The organism is Burkholderia sp. FERM BP-3421 (genome assembly GCF_028657905.1).
GTDB lineage: Bacteria > Pseudomonadota > Gammaproteobacteria > Burkholderiales > Burkholderiaceae > Burkholderia.
This window is the reverse complement of sequence record NZ_CP117782.1, coordinates 63,555-80,038: the sequence shown is the minus strand read 5'-3', so window position 1 is coordinate 80,038 and position 16,484 is coordinate 63,555. Positions and strand designations below refer to the sequence as shown.

General features: G+C 64.5%; 16 protein-coding genes and 1 pseudogene. 11 read left to right on the top strand and 6 right to left on the bottom strand.

The annotated features are described in order from the left end of the window. Positions 1 to 24: 24 nt before the first annotated feature. Positions 25 to 543 (bottom strand): Hcp family type VI secretion system effector, encoded by a 519-nt coding sequence (locus Bsp3421_RS16490; RefSeq protein WP_274001647.1) that lies wholly within the window; start codon positions 541 to 543, stop codon positions 25 to 27. A gap of 770 nt (positions 544 to 1,313) precedes the next feature. Between Bsp3421_RS16490 and Bsp3421_RS16485 the strand changes: the two are divergent. Both Bsp3421_RS16485 and Bsp3421_RS16480 read left to right on the top strand, forming a co-directional pair. After that, positions 1,314 to 2,069: pseudogene (locus Bsp3421_RS16485) on the top strand (IS5 family transposase). 173 nt (positions 2,070 to 2,242) lie between these two features. Next, positions 2,243 to 4,618, top strand: a complete 2,376-nt coding sequence (locus tag Bsp3421_RS16480) for a S8 family serine peptidase (protein ID WP_274001644.1) — start codon at positions 2,243 to 2,245, stop codon at positions 4,616 to 4,618. Positions 4,619 to 4,815: 197 nt separating this feature from the next. Here Bsp3421_RS16480 and Bsp3421_RS16475 read toward each other — a convergent pair whose 3' ends face one another. Continuing rightward, positions 4,816 to 5,664 carry an IclR family transcriptional regulator gene (locus tag Bsp3421_RS16475; protein ID WP_274001642.1) on the bottom strand — a complete coding sequence of 283 codons (849 nt, stop codon included), beginning with the start codon at positions 5,662 to 5,664 and terminating at the stop codon, positions 4,816 to 4,818. A gap of 369 nt (positions 5,665 to 6,033) precedes the next feature. On the opposite strand from Bsp3421_RS16475, the gene Bsp3421_RS16470 reads away from it, so the two are divergent. The 4 genes from Bsp3421_RS16470 to Bsp3421_RS16455 all read left to right on the top strand — a co-directional run bounded on the left by Bsp3421_RS16470 (position 6,034) and on the right by Bsp3421_RS16455 (position 9,570). Next, complete coding sequence (locus tag Bsp3421_RS16470) at positions 6,034 to 6,756, top strand: substrate-binding periplasmic protein (protein WP_274001640.1); 723 nt, start codon at positions 6,034 to 6,036, stop codon at positions 6,754 to 6,756. 78 nt (positions 6,757 to 6,834) lie between these two features. Further along, positions 6,835 to 7,494, top strand: a complete 660-nt coding sequence (locus Bsp3421_RS16465) for an amino acid ABC transporter permease (RefSeq protein ID WP_274001639.1) — start codon at positions 6,835 to 6,837, stop codon at positions 7,492 to 7,494. After that, on the top strand, positions 7,491 to 8,222 hold the full coding sequence (locus Bsp3421_RS16460; protein ID WP_274001638.1) for an amino acid ABC transporter ATP-binding protein: 732 nt from the start codon (positions 7,491 to 7,493) through the stop codon (positions 8,220 to 8,222). Before Bsp3421_RS16465 ends, Bsp3421_RS16460 begins: the two co-directional genes overlap by 4 nt. Before the next feature lie 52 nt (positions 8,223 to 8,274). Beyond that, positions 8,275 to 9,570 carry an NAD(P)/FAD-dependent oxidoreductase gene (locus Bsp3421_RS16455; protein ID WP_274001637.1) on the top strand — a complete coding sequence of 432 codons (1,296 nt, stop codon included), beginning with the start codon at positions 8,275 to 8,277 and terminating at the stop codon, positions 9,568 to 9,570. Positions 9,571 to 9,719: 149 nt separating this feature from the next. Here Bsp3421_RS16455 and Bsp3421_RS16450 read toward each other — a convergent pair whose 3' ends face one another. Beyond that, entirely contained in the window at positions 9,720 to 10,073 is a 354-nt protein-coding gene (locus tag Bsp3421_RS16450; protein ID WP_274001634.1) for a VOC family protein, read from the bottom strand. 465 nt (positions 10,074 to 10,538) lie between these two features. Here Bsp3421_RS16450 and trmB point away from each other — a divergent pair, with 465 nt between their 5' ends. Then, positions 10,539 to 11,303: a tRNA (guanosine(46)-N7)-methyltransferase TrmB gene (gene trmB, locus Bsp3421_RS16445; RefSeq protein WP_274001632.1), complete on the top strand. Its 765-nt coding sequence runs from the start codon at positions 10,539 to 10,541 to the stop codon at positions 11,301 to 11,303. A 101-nt stretch (positions 11,304 to 11,404) separates the two neighbouring features. Here trmB and Bsp3421_RS16440 read toward each other — a convergent pair whose 3' ends face one another. The 3 genes from Bsp3421_RS16440 to Bsp3421_RS16430 all read right to left on the bottom strand — a co-directional run bounded on the left by Bsp3421_RS16440 (position 11,405) and on the right by Bsp3421_RS16430 (position 13,227). Further along, the gene (locus Bsp3421_RS16440; protein WP_274001631.1) at positions 11,405 to 12,235 is read right to left on the bottom strand and encodes an undecaprenyl-diphosphate phosphatase; all 831 of its coding nucleotides are present in this window, start codon (positions 12,233 to 12,235) and stop codon (positions 11,405 to 11,407) included. 84 nt (positions 12,236 to 12,319) lie between these two features. Continuing rightward, positions 12,320 to 12,901 (bottom strand): DUF1439 domain-containing protein, encoded by a 582-nt coding sequence (locus Bsp3421_RS16435; RefSeq protein ID WP_274001629.1) that lies wholly within the window; start codon positions 12,899 to 12,901, stop codon positions 12,320 to 12,322. After that, positions 12,898 to 13,227, bottom strand: coding sequence for a YkgJ family cysteine cluster protein (locus Bsp3421_RS16430; protein WP_443111609.1), 330 nt, complete (start codon positions 13,225 to 13,227; stop codon positions 12,898 to 12,900). Before Bsp3421_RS16430 ends, Bsp3421_RS16435 begins: the two co-directional genes overlap by 4 nt. 179 nt (positions 13,228 to 13,406) lie before the next feature. Between Bsp3421_RS16430 and hemN the strand changes: the two genes are divergently transcribed. From hemN to Bsp3421_RS16410, 4 genes are all read left to right on the top strand, one after another. Next, the gene (gene hemN / locus Bsp3421_RS16425) at positions 13,407 to 14,798 is read left to right on the top strand and encodes an oxygen-independent coproporphyrinogen III oxidase (protein ID WP_274001627.1); all 1,392 of its coding nucleotides are present in this window, start codon (positions 13,407 to 13,409) and stop codon (positions 14,796 to 14,798) included. Between the two features lie 68 nt (positions 14,799 to 14,866). After that, the gene (locus tag Bsp3421_RS16420) at positions 14,867 to 15,124 is read left to right on the top strand and encodes a hypothetical protein (protein WP_274001626.1); all 258 of its coding nucleotides are present in this window, start codon (positions 14,867 to 14,869) and stop codon (positions 15,122 to 15,124) included. 111 nt (positions 15,125 to 15,235) lie between these two features. Then, complete coding sequence (locus Bsp3421_RS16415) at positions 15,236 to 15,889, top strand: protein-L-isoaspartate O-methyltransferase family protein (RefSeq protein ID WP_274001625.1); 654 nt, start codon at positions 15,236 to 15,238, stop codon at positions 15,887 to 15,889. Between the two features lie 14 nt (positions 15,890 to 15,903). Further along, positions 15,904 to 16,227, top strand: a complete 324-nt coding sequence (locus Bsp3421_RS16410) for a rhodanese-like domain-containing protein (protein WP_252984210.1) — start codon at positions 15,904 to 15,906, stop codon at positions 16,225 to 16,227. The last annotated feature ends 257 nt before the right edge of the window (positions 16,228 to 16,484 follow it).

The following is a 16,484-nucleotide window of genomic DNA, read 5'->3' as shown; positions in this document are numbered from 1 at the left end:
GCCGGCCGCGCTTCTGGCCTGGGGTCAGGCTTCCTGCGGTTTGCGCCAGTCGTCCGAAGCTTCGGTGCCGGCGATGGCATGGGTCCAGGTGATCTTGCGGTAGGCCATGGAGACCTTGACCAGTTGGGTGTACTCGGCCTTGCTCGGGTCCTGCGCGTGCGGCAGAACGGTGTTGATATTGACGATGGTGGCGTCTTCGAGCTTGGTGGTGAAGAAGTGCTCCTGCTTGCCCTCGGTGGAGGTGCGGTACCACTTCACTTCCACTTCCGGCAGCATCTCGCCGGAGGCCAAGGCCTGGTACAGCAGTGGGGTGGCCTTGTTCAGCGGTGCGGTGAACACGAACGGCTTGTGCACGCGTTGGCCGGACGGTTGGCCGCTCTGCGGGTCCGTTGGGGTGGCAATCAAGTGCTCGATTTCCTGGACTAGGATCTGGTCTTCATGACCTTCCTGGTAGACGTTGCCCACGGAGTCTGCGGTGAAGGCGCCCTGGGTGATGTTGCCCTGGGTCTTGCCCTGGATGCTGATATAGGCGGGAGTCGGCATTAGCTGCTTCCTTGTATCGTTGACGAAAAGGCCGGTTGGGCCGCGATGCCATCGGTGATGACAGAGGTCTTAACGCAAACGCTGTGCCAGCTTTTGTTTTTGTTTTTTGTTCTTATTTATCAATAGGTTAAATTGATTTCATCGAGACATTGGGAATCATCAAATCTTCGGAAGTCGCGATAAGTGTTCTTTTCTCGGATTTTTCGAGCCAACTTTGACTCGAATTGAAATAACCAATTGAAAATTAAAGATAAAAAATCGAGCCACATTTGGCCTGACCGGGCCAAATGTGGCTCAGTCATTTAAGCCACAACAAATGCCGCGCACCGACTTCTGAAGCGCTACACCCTGGGGACTCGCACCCTGAAGGTGTGCTCCATATGCCAGACCCACCACATCCCTAAACAGCAGATATCTGATGGGTAAATCAGATACTTCTCATTTCTAGAGATGTGTGAAACTTCTAGTATTGACGGAGCCTTCACCCAGCAGGGATCCCGGAAATTCTCACGACATGCACCCGTGCCTTGCATAGCGCAGATGCGGGTGCGCTGAGTGCGCGGGGAGAATTCCCGAGTGGGCAACCTCTTCGACGTGGACCGGTCATGGACATATTCCCTTCTCGGCGTGACTTGATTTCTGTACAGGCAGGCGCGCCGCAGAACGAACCAGGCCAGCATCTGACTCTTGAAAGCAAAAGCACGGCTGATGTGGTCATGTCTGTCCTAGGGCGTGTTCACACTACATTGATTGAAGGTTATGCTTCGGAGATGGAAATCTCCGAAGCCCAATTCAAGCAGATCGAACATTGCTTGCCGCAACAGCGAGCAATGTGAGCCTGTCGAACCTGCAAGTGCTCAACGCGATCCTCTATGTTGCCGAGCACGGATGTAAATGGCGCGGCCTGCCGCCACGTTTCGGTCGCTGGCATACGATCTACACGCGCATGAATCGTTAGTCGCGCAACGGCGTACTGGACCGAGTGTTCACGGAGTTGCAGCGCGCCCAGATTATTCGCGTTCGAATTGAAGCAGTATCGCTGGATAGCCCGATCGTGAAGGTTCATCCTGACGGCACCGGTGCGTTAAAAAAATGGACCCCAAGCGATCGGCAAGTCCCGCGGAGGATGGACAACCAAGATTCATATGGTTGCCGCGGATGCTCGAACAGCCATAACGTTCGCACTGTCGCCCGGTCAAGCCGGCGATGCGCCGCACGGACGTGCATTACTCGAACGCCTGGGACCGCCGAATCGGCCGCTGCATCTGCTGATGGACAAGGCAGACGAAGGCAACGAAACCCGACAACTCGCGCTTGATCTGGGCTTCATCCCGGTCGTTCCTCCGTTGAGCACGCGCGTCGAGCCCTGGGAGTACGATCGACAGATGTATAAACGTCGCAACGAAGTCGAGCGGCTGTTCCGTCGATTGAAGGGCTTTCGTCGCATCTTCTCGCGCTTCGACAAACTCGATTTGATGTTCATGGCTTTTATCAACTTCGCCCTGATCGTCGAAGCCCTTCGCTAGTGTGAACCTGCCCTAAGCCGCCCCCTTCGAACACCCTGCCTTCACCACCCCGCCTCGCCCCATTCAGAAACCTTTGAACTTGTTTTGGACATCGCCCCAACAACACCAGAATCGGCGCCTCTCGGCCTTCCCCCGATGGTGAAGACCACGATCGAACCCGTTCTGGAGCAGGTGTGCACAAGAAACTCGGCTTATCGTTATTCGCGCTGGTCGCCGGCGCAGCCTTTTCGTCGGCCGCATTCGCAGCCGACGATCCGCGCCCCATCTTCATCCGGATCAAGGCCGAGGCGCAGGAACCGGCGGCACGCGCCACCGCCGAACCGCAGCGCCAGCGCGACATGGCGGAATTGAAACGTCTGGCGGCGAACATGCAGCCGTTGATCCCGCAAGGCGCTGCGCGCAGCGCGGCGGAACGCGCCCCGCTCGAACGGCACAATCTCACGCGCTACTACAAGATCTCGGCCGCGTCGCTGCAAGGGCGCGACGCCGAGGAACTCGTGCGCGCATTGAAGCGCAATCCGCTCGTCGAAAGCGCGCAGGTCGAGCCGAAGCCGGTATCGATGAGCAAGCAACGCCCCACCCCGTCAACCGACGCCGATGCAATCGCACCTGAAGCCGGCGAACGTGCGGCCGGCATCCCCGACTACACGAACTGCGAAGGCAAGAACGCGAGGATCTGTCAAAACTACATGGGGCCGCCGGACCCGGCTTCTTCGTACTGGAAGCTGGGCGGCGTCAACGCGTTCGAGGCGCATCGCATCAACGACCATCTCGGCGACAAGGTGCGACTCGTGTCGGACGAGAGCGATCACTGGGACTACGAACACGTCGACCTGCCGAAGCCGTTCATCGAGCACTGGCACGCCGAGCCCCACCGAACCGGGTCGCACGACACAAGCTCGGCCGGCATCATGTTCGGCCGGGCCAACGGCTTCGGCGTGACCGGCATCGCGCCGAAGGCGCAGGCGGGCTATACGAAGTACGGTGCCGAAGGCCTTGTCGACCTGCGCAACGTGCTGCAGGCCGGCGACGTACTTCAGATCGGCGTGCAATATGACATAAGCGACGGCTGCGGCCCGAACGTCGACTGTCTCTTGCCGGTCGAGACCGTCGACCTCGCGTTCGACGCGATCTCCTATCTGACCCAGGAAAAAGGCGTGCACGTGATCCTCGCGGCTGCCAACGGCGGCGTCGACCTCGACGCCCCCCACCATCAGGGCCGCTACGATCGCCGACGCAACGATTCGGGCGCAATCTACGTCGGCGCGGGCAGCCCGGAAACCGGCGCGCGCAATGACTTCTCCGAATACGGCAGCCGCGTCGACGTGTTCAGCTGGGGCAGCAACGTCACGACGACGACCTGGAAACAAGGCAGGCATCAGCTGTACACGATCGGCTTCGCCGGCACCTCGTCGGCGAACCCGATCATCGCGGGCAGCGTGGCGTGGCTGCAAAGCCTTGCGCGCGAGCGCGGGCTCGGCAATATCGCGCCGAAGCAGATGCGCCAGCTTCTCGTCGACAGCGGCAAGCCGCTGCCGGTGGTCGATCCCGGCAAGAACATCGGCACGCAGCCCGATCTCGTGCGCGCGGCGGAGTTGCTCGATCGCGACGGCGGCGCCGGTCCCGCACCTGTCGCCGCGCTGACCGGCCCGACCGATGCGCCAGGCGGGCAACGCGTCGAGTTGTCCGCTCAGGCATCGACCGGCCAGGATCTGACCTATGCATGGAGCAGCCGGCCCGCACTGACATTCGAGCAACGGGGTGCGCACGCCAGCTTCATCGCGCCGACGCTGCAGCAGGACACCGATTATCGGATCACGGTGAAGGTGGTCGACAAGCAAGGGCGCGACTCGCAGGCGAGTCACGACCTCCGGATCAAGTCGAGCGGCAGTGCTTGCCTCGACGCACCCGCGTGGGACAGCAAGAAGACCTACTCGACGTTCCACGAGACCGTGGTCTACGACGGCAAGCTGTATCGCCAGAACTTCTGGAATGTCGGCCAGCGCCCGGATCTGAACTCGGCGCAGTTCGGCAAGCCCTGGTTGCAGCCGGAAGCCTGCGGTCTCGTGCCGCCGCCTGTCGCGCGGATCGAGGGACCGTCGACGGCGAACGCGAACGATCAAGTCAAGCTCTCGGCCGGCGGCTCCGGCGGCAAGGATCTGAAGTACGCGTGGACGAGCCTCGACGGCATCGCGTTGCAGGTCAAGGGCGCCGAGGCGACCTTCAAGGCGCCCGCACTCGAACAGGACAAGAACCTGACGTTCCGGGTGGAGATCACCGACGCCCAGGGTCGCAAGGCAAACGCGAACCATGTGGTCAAGGTCAAGGGGCAGTCAGGCGGCGGGGGTGGAGGCGGCGAAGGCGGCGGCGGAGACGACGTTCCCGCATACCGGCCCGGTACGGAATACCAGGCCGGCGACCGCGTCACCAACGGCGGCAAGATCTACGAATGCAAGCCGTGGCCGTACACGGGCTGGTGCGGACTTTCTCTCGCACACTACGAGCCCGGCAAGGGGACGAACTGGACGGATGCGTGGATTGCCCGCTAGGGCGTGTTGGCCCGCCGCGCCGGAACGCGTCTCGCGAGACGCGGCAGCCGCGATCGAATCCGGTTGTCTGGTGGGCGGACCACCTCATGGCGGAGGGTGTCGCGTTCGTAGTCGATCTGCCCGCGGCTGTGCGATTGGGAGGTCAGAACGTGGCAGTCGGTATCGTCGTATTGCTTGAGCAAGTGACGGGTATTTGCTTATCGGGAACCCGCCCGATCACCCAATGTGGCCGGTTGATCGACATGAGGCCCAAGGAGCGATGCCAGAGCGCGCTGCGTCGGCGGCGTCGTGGAGATCAGCCGCGCAGTTTCCTGCATCATCGGCACGAAACGCGACACCGCTCGATCGAGCGACCACCTGGACGCGGACACGGAAACCTGCAAGCTCGCGACCACGCGTTGACCGAGATCGAATACCGGTACGGCGAGCGCGAGGTCGCCGCGGTAATACTCCCCGTTGCAGTACGCATATCCATCCTGGCGCGCCCTCTGCAAACGCTTGAGCAACTCGTCCACATCCACCACCGTGCTGGGCGTGAAACGCACCGGTTGTGTGCTTTGCAGGACCCGACGCGCCTGCTCTTCGGGCAGACACGACAGAAACGCCCGTCCGGCCGAAGAACAGTACATCGGGATCCGGCGGCCAATCGGCATGTGCACCATCAGCCGCATCGGGCTCGGGAATCGGCCGATATAGATCATGTCCGTCCCGGCCGGCTCCGCCAGGTTGACTGTTTCACCCGCGCTGCGATTGAGTTCGAGCAGATAGGGATTGGCTCGATCCAGCAGCGGATGCGACTGCAGATAGCGACAACCCGCATCCAGGGTACGCGACGACAGCGAATAACGCTTACTGACCGGATCTTTCATCAACAAGCCGATCGCTTCGAGCGTAAAGGCGAACCGCTGGGCCGCGCTGCGACTGATACCCGCGGCAGCGGCAATCTCCGGCAAGCTCATCGATGCGTGCTGCACATCGAATGCATCCAGCACCGCGATGCCCGTGGCGAAAGATTGCACATAGAGCGTCGAGTCTTCGGGGTTCATGATCATCCGTGCGTTGGCGGCAACGTAAATCAGCTCACAAAATGGAGATTAAATCTCGATATTTATCTACCGCATGAGGCCACGGAAAATAAATCAAATATCTCGCGACATCACGATCTCAAAATCGATACGAAATCCTATCCGCCGTCATTTCATATCGCAACCGGGTCTTTTGACTATTGACGATTCTCCGCCCCTGTCGCACGATCAAATCAACATGCAATTCATTAGTATCGCTATGCAATAGCAAAACGCTCGCTGAATAATTTTTCCAGCCGGTGCTTGCCGGCTTGTGCCGCGCGTCATCGATACGGTTTCACGAAGGGAGTCCACATGTTGCAGAAAACCATGAAGTCGTGGGTCGCCGTGATGGCGGCTGCCGCCGCGATCTCGACGGCATACGCCGACCTGCCGTCCTTGAAGGTCGGCGCCACGCCGAGCGCGGTGCCGTTCAACTATCTCGACCCACAGACCAACACGCTCAAAGGCGTGATGATCGACATCGCTGATGCGGTCGGCAAGGAAGTGGGCTTCAAACCCGACATCATGCCGATTCCCTTCACCTCGCTCGTGCCGGCGCTGCAAACCGGCAAGATCCGGATCATCGCTTCCGCCTTCGCGCGCACTCCTGCACGCGCCCAGGTCGTCGACTTCTCGGACGTCGTCGTCAGCTATGGCGAAGGGCTGATCGTGTCGGCAAAGGACAGCACGCCTTATCGCAGCTTTGCGGACCTGAAGGGCAAGACCGTCGGCGTCCAGGTCGGCACGACCTATGTCGAACCGATCAAGGCTGCCGGCGCCTTCAAGGAGGTCAAGATGTACGACACGATGGCCGACATGGTCCGCGACATCTCGCTTGGCCGTCTCGATGCCGCATTCGGCGACGGCCCCGTGGTCGCCTACCAGGTGCGTCAGGTCGGCGCAAACGTGCGCTTCGTCGACACCTACAAACCGGTGATCGCCACTGACATCGCCCTGGCCGTCAAGAAGGGCAATGCCGCGACGGTCGCGCGGCTCAACGAGGCAATCGCCAAGCTCCGCCGCGACGGGACGCTCAGCGCGATCCTCGCGAAGTGGCACGTCACGTCCTGATCGACTCGTCTCCACCACGCATGCATCCATGAGGCCTGTCCCCGACGGGATGCATGCACACGCTCCCGAGAGTTGCAGATGCTCGATTCTTTCCTGACCGATGCAGTGGCCTACCTCCCCTTGCTGCTTCAAGGCGCACTGACCACGATCTACATCACCGTCGCGGCGCTGGCGATTGCCACGCTGCTCGGCTTGTGCTGGGCGCTTCTGCGCGTGAGCGGCATCGCCCCGCTTGCCCATGCAAGCCGCGTGCTGACCAACGTCATCCGCGGCGTCCCGATCATCGTGGTGCTGTTCTACATGTACTTCGTGATCCCGGAGATCGGCATCAGCCTGACCGCCTTCCAGGCCGGCTCCCTGGGGCTCGGCATCGCCTATTCCTCGTATATGGCGGAAGTATTCCGCGCCGGCATCAACGCCGTGGATGTCGGGCAGTTCGAGGCCGCACAGTCGTTGGGCATGTCGCGGACGAAGTTGATGCGGCGGGTGATTCTGCCGCAGGCGCTGCGCATCGCACTACCGCCGTACGGCAACAATGTCGTGATGATGCTCAAGGACTCCTCCCAAACCGCAGTCATCACCGTGGTCGAATTGTCGATGCAAAGCAAGCTGATCGCATCGGCGACCTTCAAGAGCGCGACGGTCTTTACGCTTGTCGCACTGATGTACCTCGCCATGAGCCTGCCGATGATGTACTCGCTCGGCCGCCTCGAAAAACGCATGGGGAGCAGCAAATGATCAAGATCGAGCACCTGAGCAAGTCATTCGGTACGCACCGCGTGCTGAACGGCGTCAACGCCGAGATCCACCCAGGCGAAGTGGTTTGCCTGATCGGCCCGTCGGGTTCGGGCAAGTCGACGCTGTTGCGTTGTATCAACGGGTTGGAACGCTATGACGAAGGAAGTATTTCGGTGGAAGGCATTCGCGTCGACGCCGGACACGCGGGAATCCGTCTGGTCCGGCAACGCGTCGCGATGGTCTTCCAGCGGTTCAATCTCTTTCCCCATCGCACGGCGCTCGGAAACGTCACGGAAGGTCCCGTTCACGTGAAGGGGGAAGATGCCGCCGCGGCTGCCGATCGCGGGCGCGAACTGCTGGCCAGCGTAGGTCTGGCTGAAAAGGTCGATCACTACCCGCATCAGTTATCGGGCGGTCAGCAGCAGCGCGTCGCCATTGCACGCGCATTGGCGATGCAGCCCGACGCCATTCTGTTCGACGAACCCACCTCCGCGCTCGATCCGGAATTGGTCGGCGAGGTTCTGGCCGTGATGCGCGGGCTGGCCGAGAAAGGCATGACGATGATCGTCGTGACGCACGAGATGGACTTCGCCCGAAACGTATCCGACCGGGTGTTGTTCCTCGATGGCGGGCGAATCGCCGAGCAAGGACCATCGAGAGAAATTCTCACCGCACCGGCCAACGAGCGCACGCGGGATTTCCTGCGGCGCGTCACCCACGCCGCCTGAAGCAGCGAAAGACCTTCGCCATCTCCGAATCCGCATAACGTATAGGCTTGCCATGACGCCCAATTCCTTCATGCCGACGTCCACGCTCTGGGCTGCCACCACGCTCCCGCGTCAGGCAGCGCCCCCCATCTCCGCGCCGCTTTCCATCGATGTCGCCGTGATCGGCGGGGGCTTCACGGGATTGTCGGCTGCGCTCCACCTTGCCCAGTCCGGCATCAAGGTGGCGCTCTTCGAGGCTCACGAAATCGCTCACCGTGCGTCGGGCCGCAATGGAGGCCAGGTGGTCCCAGGCTTCAAACCGACGCCGTCGGCCCTCATCGCCCGCTTTGGAGCAGAGCGCGCCGCGCGCATGATGCGATTTGCCTACCGCAACGCGGATGAGCTGTTCGAACTTGTCGAGCGCTATCGGATCGATTGCGACGCGGCGCGCGGCGGCTGGATCCAGGGTGCGTATTCCGACATGTCCGCGCGCTATTTGCGAGCCAGGGCCGAGGAGATCAACATGCACGGCGGCGACGTCGAATACCTCGAACGCGATGCCATGGCAGCGGCGACCGGTTCGACATTCTGGCCCGCGGGCTTGCTCGAGCGGCGCGCCGGAGCGGTGCATCCGCTTGCCTACGCGAGAGGATTCGCAAACGCTGCAATCGCGTGCGGCGCAATCATCCATGAGCACTCGCATGTCAGCGCGGTCATACCGACAGGAAGCCGTATCGCGCTGACCGTGAACGGCTACCTCGTTCACGCACGGCAAGTAATCCTGGCTACCGATGCCTACACCGACCGGCTATGGCCCGCGGTCGCGCAATCGTACGTCACCGTGTCGAGTGCGCAGATCGCCACGGATCCTCTTCCGTCAGCGTTGCGTGACGTCGTCATGCCGCGCCGCGCAGGCATCTCCGAGACGCGCAAGATCACGTACTACTGCCGCATCGACCCCGAGGGCCGCTTTGTCATCGGCGGCCGCGGACGCTCTGCCGAAACGCTCGATCCCGCGACGCGCGCGCAGCTTCGAAACGCCGCCATCAAGCGCTATCCCGAACTCGCCGATGCGACTTGGCCCCATGGATGGGTGTGTCGTGTGGGCATGACCATCGATGACTTGCCCCGTCTGCACCGCCTGGCGGACGGCGTATGGACCGCCTATGGATACTGCGGCCGCGGCGTGGCGATGGGTACGGCGCTCGGCCGCGTGCTCGCGCAGGCCGTGCGTGGGCATGATGTCGCTCAGCTCGACTTCCCCGTCACGCCGATCTCGCGCCTGCCGCTCTATCCCGCCCGGCAGCTCGGCGCTGCCCTGGCAATCAACTGGCACCGGCTGCGGGATACGCTGGGATATCCGGCCTGACGTGCGTGAATCCCCGCATGCGCCGCAACGACGCCTTGCAGGGATCCTCCGTGGAAAATTCAAGATCTCATGAAACGGATGGCGCAATCGAATCGAAAAGATTGCCTCCCCGACGCTCGCGCGCGTCGGGGAGCATGCGTCCACGGCTGCTATTGCGCAGACCACACCGCCAGTTCGTAGCCATCGGGATCGATGAAATGAAACCGGCGCCCGCCAGGAAACGAAAACGGTTCGCGGCTGATCTGCCCGCCGGCCGACACCACGCGTCGTTGCGCATCGGCAAGATCATCGGCATACAAGATCACGAGCGGCCCGCCCGGCCGCACCTGCTCGCCCATGGCGAAGCCGCCAGTCAAGCGGCCATCGCTGAACTCGCTGTAGGCAGGGCCGTAGTCGGTGAAAGTCCAACTGAACGCCGTGCCGTAGAAGCGCTTGCTGCGCGCGATGTCCGTGACGTTGAACTCGATATTGTCAATCCGGTGATTCTTGCTCCCGACGTCCATGCAGTCCCTCACGCAAAAAGATGAAAGAATGCATGATCCCTCAATTGCTCCTTCGGGTCTCGAGAAAAATAGCCACCATCGAATCGCGTAGTCCGCACACCCAGTCCCCGCCTTCCCTTTCACACGCCATGCCGGACCAGGCATACGCCCCCCATTCCCACCGAAGGACGAGCCCACCGAATCAAGTCACGCCGACGCCCAGCGGCTCGAAAAGGCTTCGGCGCAATGCCGCTCGTCCCGACAGCAGGGCCGTGCAGCAGGCTAGCCAGCCGGTCTCTGGACCGCGGTTCCGCTTATGTGGGACAATATCGCCCGCTCCACCTTCCGCTGCCAGGCAGCCTGAATCGCACCGTGTAGCCCGCGCGAAGCCGCCTCGTCGAAGGCGGCTTTTTCGTATCGGGCGCCGGACGGGTCCCACCCGCCGCACGCGACCAGGCACCGCCGCCCCGCTCACTGATTGCGAAGATGATCCACGATCCGAACGACCCCGCCCTGCCGCAAGACGGCGCGAGCGCCGACGACACCCCCTCCGACGCGAACAACTCGGACAATCCGCTGCGCCACCGCCGCATCCGCAGCTTCGTCACGCGCGCCGGCCGCGTCTCGACCGGCCAGCGCCGCGCGCTCGACGAGCTTGGCCCGCGCTACGTGGTCCCGTACACGCCCGAGCAACCCGACTGGAACCTGGTGTTCGGCCGCGCCGCGCCGCGCATCCTCGAGATCGGCTTCGGCATGGGCGCGTCGACCGCGGAAATCGCGGCGCTGCGCCCCGGCGACGACTTCCTCGGCGTCGAGGTCCACGAGCCCGGCGTCGGCGCGCTGCTGAAGCTGATCGGCGAACAGAACCTGACCAACATCCGCATCATCCAGCACGACGCGGTCGAGGTGCTCGAGCACATGATCGCGCCCGCGAGCCTCGACGGCGTGCACATCTTCTTCCCCGATCCGTGGCACAAGGCGCGCCACCACAAGCGCCGGCTGATCCAGCCGCCGTTCGTCGCGAAGCTCGCCGCGCACCTGAAGCCGGGCGCCTACCTGCACTGCGCGACCGACTGGCAGAACTACGCGGAACAGATGCTCGAGGTATTGAGCGCCGACCCCTCGCTCGACAACACCGCCGACGACTACGCGCCGCGCCCCGACTACCGGCCGGTGACGAAGTTCGAACGGCGCGGGCTGCGCCTCGGTCACGGCGTCTGGGACCTCGTGTTCAAAAAGCGCGCAGGCTGATACGCACGGCACGCGGCCCACAACAAAAAGGCGGCGCCCTCGTCCGAGGCCGCCGCCTTTTTCATTGCCGCGCCGCCGGCATCAGCGCCGGCGTCGCCGCCTCAATTCCAGTTGAGCCAGCCGCTATACCCGACGAGCAGCACGAACAGCCCGAACACGATCCGATACCACGCGAACACGGTGAAGTCGTGCGACGCGATATAGCGCAGCAACCAGCGCACGCACGCGAATGCGCTGATGAACGCGGCCAGGAGCCCGATCGAGAACAATCCGATCGCGTCGACCGAGAACGCGTGCCAGTCCTTCACGGTTTCATAGAGCGTCGCGCCGAAGATGATCGGGATCGCGAGAAAGAACGAGAACTCGGTCGCGACGCGCCGGTCGAGCCCGAACAACATCCCGCCGATGATGGTCGAGCCCGAGCGCGACATGCCCGGAACCAGCGCGAAGCATTGCGCGAGACCGACCTTGAGCGCGTCGACCGGCGTGAGCGCATCGATCGTCTGTACGCGCGGCGGCTCGGTGCGCTCGCGCTGACGCGCTTCCGCCCACAGGATCACGAGCCCGCCCGCGACCAGCGCAAACGCGACCGGCACGGGCGAGAACAGCGCCGCCTTGATCGCCTTCTCGAACAACAGCCCGAGCGCGACCGCCGGAATCGTCGCGATCACGACGTTGAGCGTGAAGCGGCGCGCCTGCGGCTGGCTCGGCAGCCCGCCGATCACCGCGCCGATCCGCCGCCGATATTCCCAGCACACGGCCAGGATCGCGCCGAACTGGATCACGACGTCGAAGGTCTTCGCGTGTGCGTCGTTGAAGTTCAGGAAGCTGCCGGCAACGATCAGGTGGCCGGTGCTCGACACCGGCAGAAATTCCGTCAGCCCCTCGACCACGCCGAGGAGCAACGCTTTGCAGATCAGGATCCAATCCATCCGTAGCCCAGTTTCGAAAGTCCCGGAAAAGGCCACGGCGCCCACCCGACGCGCGACCCGCCCGGCCACGCGCGTCGCATCTCGTCATTTTTCGACGATCGCCACACGTATGCCGTTTGTAAGAATTGTGATTGTACCGGGTTCGTAGTTCACCCCGCCGAATTGCAGCTGCTCGGGCTTGAACGTGTAGATCGGATAGTTGGTCAACAGCTGGGTCGCGAGCATCCCGGCGGCCGCGCCGATCTGCTGGGTATAGGCCTGCGCTTCGCCGTCGAGATTCACGCTGTCGACGGCCGGCGACTTCAGCACCACCGAACGGCTCGGCGCGTCGTAGGCGAGCTGGCCGGACACCGTGAAGGTGCCGTTCACCGGCGCGCGCAGGAACGGGCTCGTGAAGCGGGCGTCGAGCTGCACCGCCACCCGGTTCTGCTCGGGCTTCAGCCCCACCGCCGGATTCGCGAGCGCGACCTCGACCACCTGCGCGACGGTGTGCTGGTACGGGAACTTGCGCGCGATCGCCTTCTGCACGTCGCCCTGCGAGAACGTGTAGTGATCGGGAATGAACGGGAACGTCGATGCGCACGCGGCGAGCGAGACGGCTGCGCCGAGCGCCGCCAGCGACGCGGACAGGAAGCGGCGCCGGCCCGGCGCGCTCGATGGGATCATGCGCAATCTCCTGCTGATGGGGTCTGGGCTGAGGGCCGCGTCGCGGCTTCCAGCGTGGTGAGCCAGGCGAGCGCGTGGGCGCGGGTGCCGCCGCACATCTCGTCGCTGGGCTGCAGGCCGCCGCAGCACGCGGGCCGTTCGGGGCGGCCGAAGATCCTGCAGCGCGCGTCGGCGTCGAGCTGCACGCAGGGCACGCCGGCCGGCTTGCCGTCCGGCATCCCGGGGATCGGGGTCGAAATCGACGGCGCGATGCAACACGCCGCGCAGCCTTCGCGGCACGCATGCGCCGCCCGCTCCGGCAACCCTGCCTGACCTTCCTCAACCATCGGATCCATCCCCAACCTGCCTCGATACCCTGCGCTGCAACGACCTCGGCGGCAACGCGCACGACGCCGGCCGAAACCGCATTGTGCCATCCCTCGTCTGCTGCGACGTTATTACACAATTCGGCGCGCGCGCCCGTTTATATACTCGGAAGCGTCCTGAAGCACGCTCCGAGCCCCGCATGACGACGCCCTCCGCCTCCGATCTGTTCCGCCCCGACCTGCTCGCGAAATACAGCGCGAACGGCCCCCGCTATACGTCCTACCCGACCGCGCCGCAGTTCCGCGACGACTTCGATCCCGCCGACTACCTCCGCGCGGCGGCCGATCCGGGCGCGGCGGCCAGCGAGCTGTCGCTGTACCTGCACGTGCCGTTCTGCGCGACCGCGTGCTTCTACTGCGGCTGCAACCGGATCGCGACCCGCAACCACGCGCGCGCACGGCCCTACCTCGACCAGCTGCGGCGCGAACTGGCGCTGCAGTCCGCGCTGTTCGACCCGGGCCGCACCGTCACGCAGCTGCACTGGGGCGGCGGCACGCCGACCTTCCTGTCCGGCGACGAGACGGCCGAGCTGATGGAGGCGATCCGTGAGCACTTCACGCTCGCGCCGGACCGGCACGGCGAATTCTCGATCGAGATCGACCCGCGCACCGCGTCGCCCGACACGCTCGCGCACCTGCGCGAACAGGGTTTCAACCGGCTGAGCCTGGGCGTGCAGGACATCGATCCGCAGGTGCAGCAGGCGATCAACCGCGTCCAGCCGCTCGACCTGACCGCGCGCCTGCTCGCGGCCGCGCCCGCGCTCGGCTACCGCTCGACCAGCATCGACCTGATCTACGGGCTGCCGCACCAGACCGTCGACAGCTTCTCGCGCACGCTCGACACGATCATCGAACTCGCGCCGGGCCGCCTGTCGGTGTTCGGCTACGCGCACCTGCCGCACCTGTTCAAGATGCAGCGGCAAATCGACGCGGCCGCGCTGCCCGATCCCGCGACCCGGCTCGCCCTGCTCGGCCTCGCCATCGAGCGGCTGACGGCCGCGGGCTACGTCTACATCGGCATGGACCACTTCGCGCACCTCGACGACGAACTGGTGCGCGCGCAGCGCGACGGCACGCTGCAGCGGAATTTCCAGGGCTACAGCACCCAGGCCGACACCGACCTGATCGGCATCGGCGCGTCGTCGATCGGCAAGGTCGGCGATGTCTACGCGCAGAACGCGAAGGACCTGCCCGCCTACGGCGCGGCGCTCGACGCGCGGCGCCTGCCGATCGCGCGCGGCATCCGCCTGAGCGCGGAGGACCGGCTGCGCCGCGACCTGATCACGCAGCTGATGTGCAATCTCGAACTGCCGTTCGAGACCTTCGAGGCGATCTACGGGATCCGCTTCGCGGAGCGCTTCGCGCGCGAGCTGGACAGCCTGCGCGACTTCGAGCGCGACGGCCTGCTGTCGATCGGCGCCGACCGCCTGACGCTCCATCCGGCCGGCCGGATGTTCGTGCGCAACATCGCGATGGTGTTCGACGCCTACCTGGCCGGCAACGCCGCGCCGCGCTATTCGAGCACGGTATGACGCGCCGGGCGGGGGCGACCGGTTCTTGCTAAAGTGTCGGTTTTCCCGCCCCCGGTTTTCCCCGCACGATGCGCACCACCAAAGCGACCTACGCGGTCGAACGCCTGAAGACCCGCACCGGCAACCCCCGTTACGCGGCGGTCAGCATGCCCGGCGACCTGTTCTACCTGGCCGACCGTTCGAGCGGCGCGACCGAGAAGCTGTGCACGCCGCTGCCGCTCGACGAATTCGTCGCGTTCGTCGACGGACTTGGCCCCAGAAAGCCGCGCAAGGTCAGCAAGCTCGACCTCGCGCTCGAGGAACAGATGCGCAACAGCAAGCGCTGACCCGCCCGCGGCCGCCCCGCAGGCCTTCTGAAGGCGAGCCCGGCGCGCCGTTTGGTACAATCGCGGCGTTTCTCTACCCTCGCTGATGGCCTATCCGGCTGCATGACCACCATGAATATCGAAAACGCGCGTTTCAATATGATCGAACAGCAGATCCGGCCGTGGGACGTGCTGGATCAGGAAGTCCTGGATCTCCTGTCGGTGATCAAGCGTGAAAACTTTGTCCCCGCCGCGCACCGCAACCTCGCGTTCGCCGACCTCGAGCTGCCGCTGCCCGGCGGCCGGAAGATGCTGTTCCCGCGCGTCGAGGCGCGCATCCTGCAGGAACTCGCGGTCAAGAAGCACGAAAGCGTGCTCGAGATCGGCGCCGGCTCCGGCTTCATGGCGGCCCTGCTCGCGCATCGCGCGCAGCACGTCGTGTCGGTCGAGATCGATCCGGCGCTCGCGGCGCTCGCCGCCGAGAACCTCAGGAACAACGGCGTGACCAACGCCGAAGTCGTGCTCGCCGACGGCTCGCAGGGCCTGCCCGCGAAGGCGCCCTTCGACGTGATCTGCGTGTCGGGCGGCCTGCCCGTGGTGCCGCAGGCGCTGCTCGAACAGCTGAAGGTCGGCGGCCGCCTCGCGGCGTTCGTCGGCGGCCGGCCAGTCATGAAGGCGCAGATCATCACGCGCGTCGACGACACCCAGTTCCGCGTCGCCGACGTGTTCGAAACCTACGTCGATCACCTCGTCAACGCGGTCGAGCCGTCGCGCTTCAAGTTCTGAGCCGCACGATGACGATGCAGATCCTGACCGCCCGCGATCTCGCCGCCTGGCTGGCCGACGCGTCGCGCCCCGCGCCCGTCGTGCTCGACGTGCGCGAGCCGTGGGAGATCGAGACCGCGCGGATCGCGAACAGCGTGTCGATCCCGATGCAGCAGATCCCCGCGCGCAGCGAGGAGCTGGACGACGACGCGGAGATCGTCTGCGTCTGCCATCACGGCATGCGCAGCGCGCAGGTCGCGATGTTCCTCGCCTCGCGCGGCTACACGAAGCTCTACAACCTGCAAGGCGGCATCGACGCGTGGTCGCGCGACGTCGATCCGTCCGTTCCGCGCTACTGATCCTGCGGTGCGTCCCGCACGCACCCCACGCGCCGCTCCGCCCGCCGCCGCACCCGCCCGCCGCCGCACCCGCGCGATGCCCTGAACCGGGCCTCGCCGGCGCGCGGCGCGGGGGCGGCCCCGCCCGGTCCGCGCCGCCGGCGCCGTTCGATCCGCCGCACGCATGACGCACGCCGCCTCCCCAGGCCGCGCCCTCGTGCACCATTTCCGCCCCTGATACTGCACCGCGACGCATCATCGCGTGCGCGCCGCCGTCG

What these genes read in the sequence shown, in the direction of transcription:
- Bsp3421_RS16450 (WP_274001634.1), bottom strand. Translation starts at nt 10,073, where the DNA reads ATGGACGTCGGGAGCAAGAATCACCGGATTGACAATATCGAGTTCAAC.
- Bsp3421_RS16470 (WP_274001640.1), top strand. Translation starts at nt 6,034, where the DNA reads ATGGCGGCTGCCGCCGCGATCTCGACGGCATACGCCGACCTGCCGTCC.
- trmB (WP_274001632.1), top strand. Translation starts at nt 10,539, where the DNA reads ATGATCCACGATCCGAACGACCCCGCCCTGCCGCAAGACGGCGCGAGC.
- Bsp3421_RS16460 (WP_274001638.1), top strand. Translation starts at nt 7,491, where the DNA reads ATGATCAAGATCGAGCACCTGAGCAAGTCATTCGGTACGCACCGCGTG.
- Bsp3421_RS16415 (WP_274001625.1), top strand. Translation starts at nt 15,236, where the DNA reads ATGAATATCGAAAACGCGCGTTTCAATATGATCGAACAGCAGATCCGG.
- Bsp3421_RS16410 (WP_252984210.1), top strand. Translation starts at nt 15,904, where the DNA reads ATGCAGATCCTGACCGCCCGCGATCTCGCCGCCTGGCTGGCCGACGCG.
- Bsp3421_RS16440 (WP_274001631.1), bottom strand. Translation starts at nt 12,235, where the DNA reads ATGGATTGGATCCTGATCTGCAAAGCGTTGCTCCTCGGCGTGGTCGAG.
- Bsp3421_RS16490 (WP_274001647.1), bottom strand. Translation starts at nt 543, where the DNA reads ATGCCGACTCCCGCCTATATCAGCATCCAGGGCAAGACCCAGGGCAAC.
- Bsp3421_RS16455 (WP_274001637.1), top strand. Translation starts at nt 8,275, where the DNA reads ATGACGCCCAATTCCTTCATGCCGACGTCCACGCTCTGGGCTGCCACC.
- hemN (WP_274001627.1), top strand. Translation starts at nt 13,407, where the DNA reads ATGACGACGCCCTCCGCCTCCGATCTGTTCCGCCCCGACCTGCTCGCG.
- Bsp3421_RS16420 (WP_274001626.1), top strand. Translation starts at nt 14,867, where the DNA reads ATGCGCACCACCAAAGCGACCTACGCGGTCGAACGCCTGAAGACCCGC.
- Bsp3421_RS16475 (WP_274001642.1), bottom strand. Translation starts at nt 5,664, where the DNA reads ATGAACCCCGAAGACTCGACGCTCTATGTGCAATCTTTCGCCACGGGC.
- Bsp3421_RS16465 (WP_274001639.1), top strand. Translation starts at nt 6,835, where the DNA reads ATGCTCGATTCTTTCCTGACCGATGCAGTGGCCTACCTCCCCTTGCTG.
- Bsp3421_RS16435 (WP_274001629.1), bottom strand. Translation starts at nt 12,901, where the DNA reads ATGATCCCATCGAGCGCGCCGGGCCGGCGCCGCTTCCTGTCCGCGTCG.
- Bsp3421_RS16430 (WP_443111609.1), bottom strand. Translation starts at nt 13,227, where the DNA reads ATGGTTGAGGAAGGTCAGGCAGGGTTGCCGGAGCGGGCGGCGCATGCG.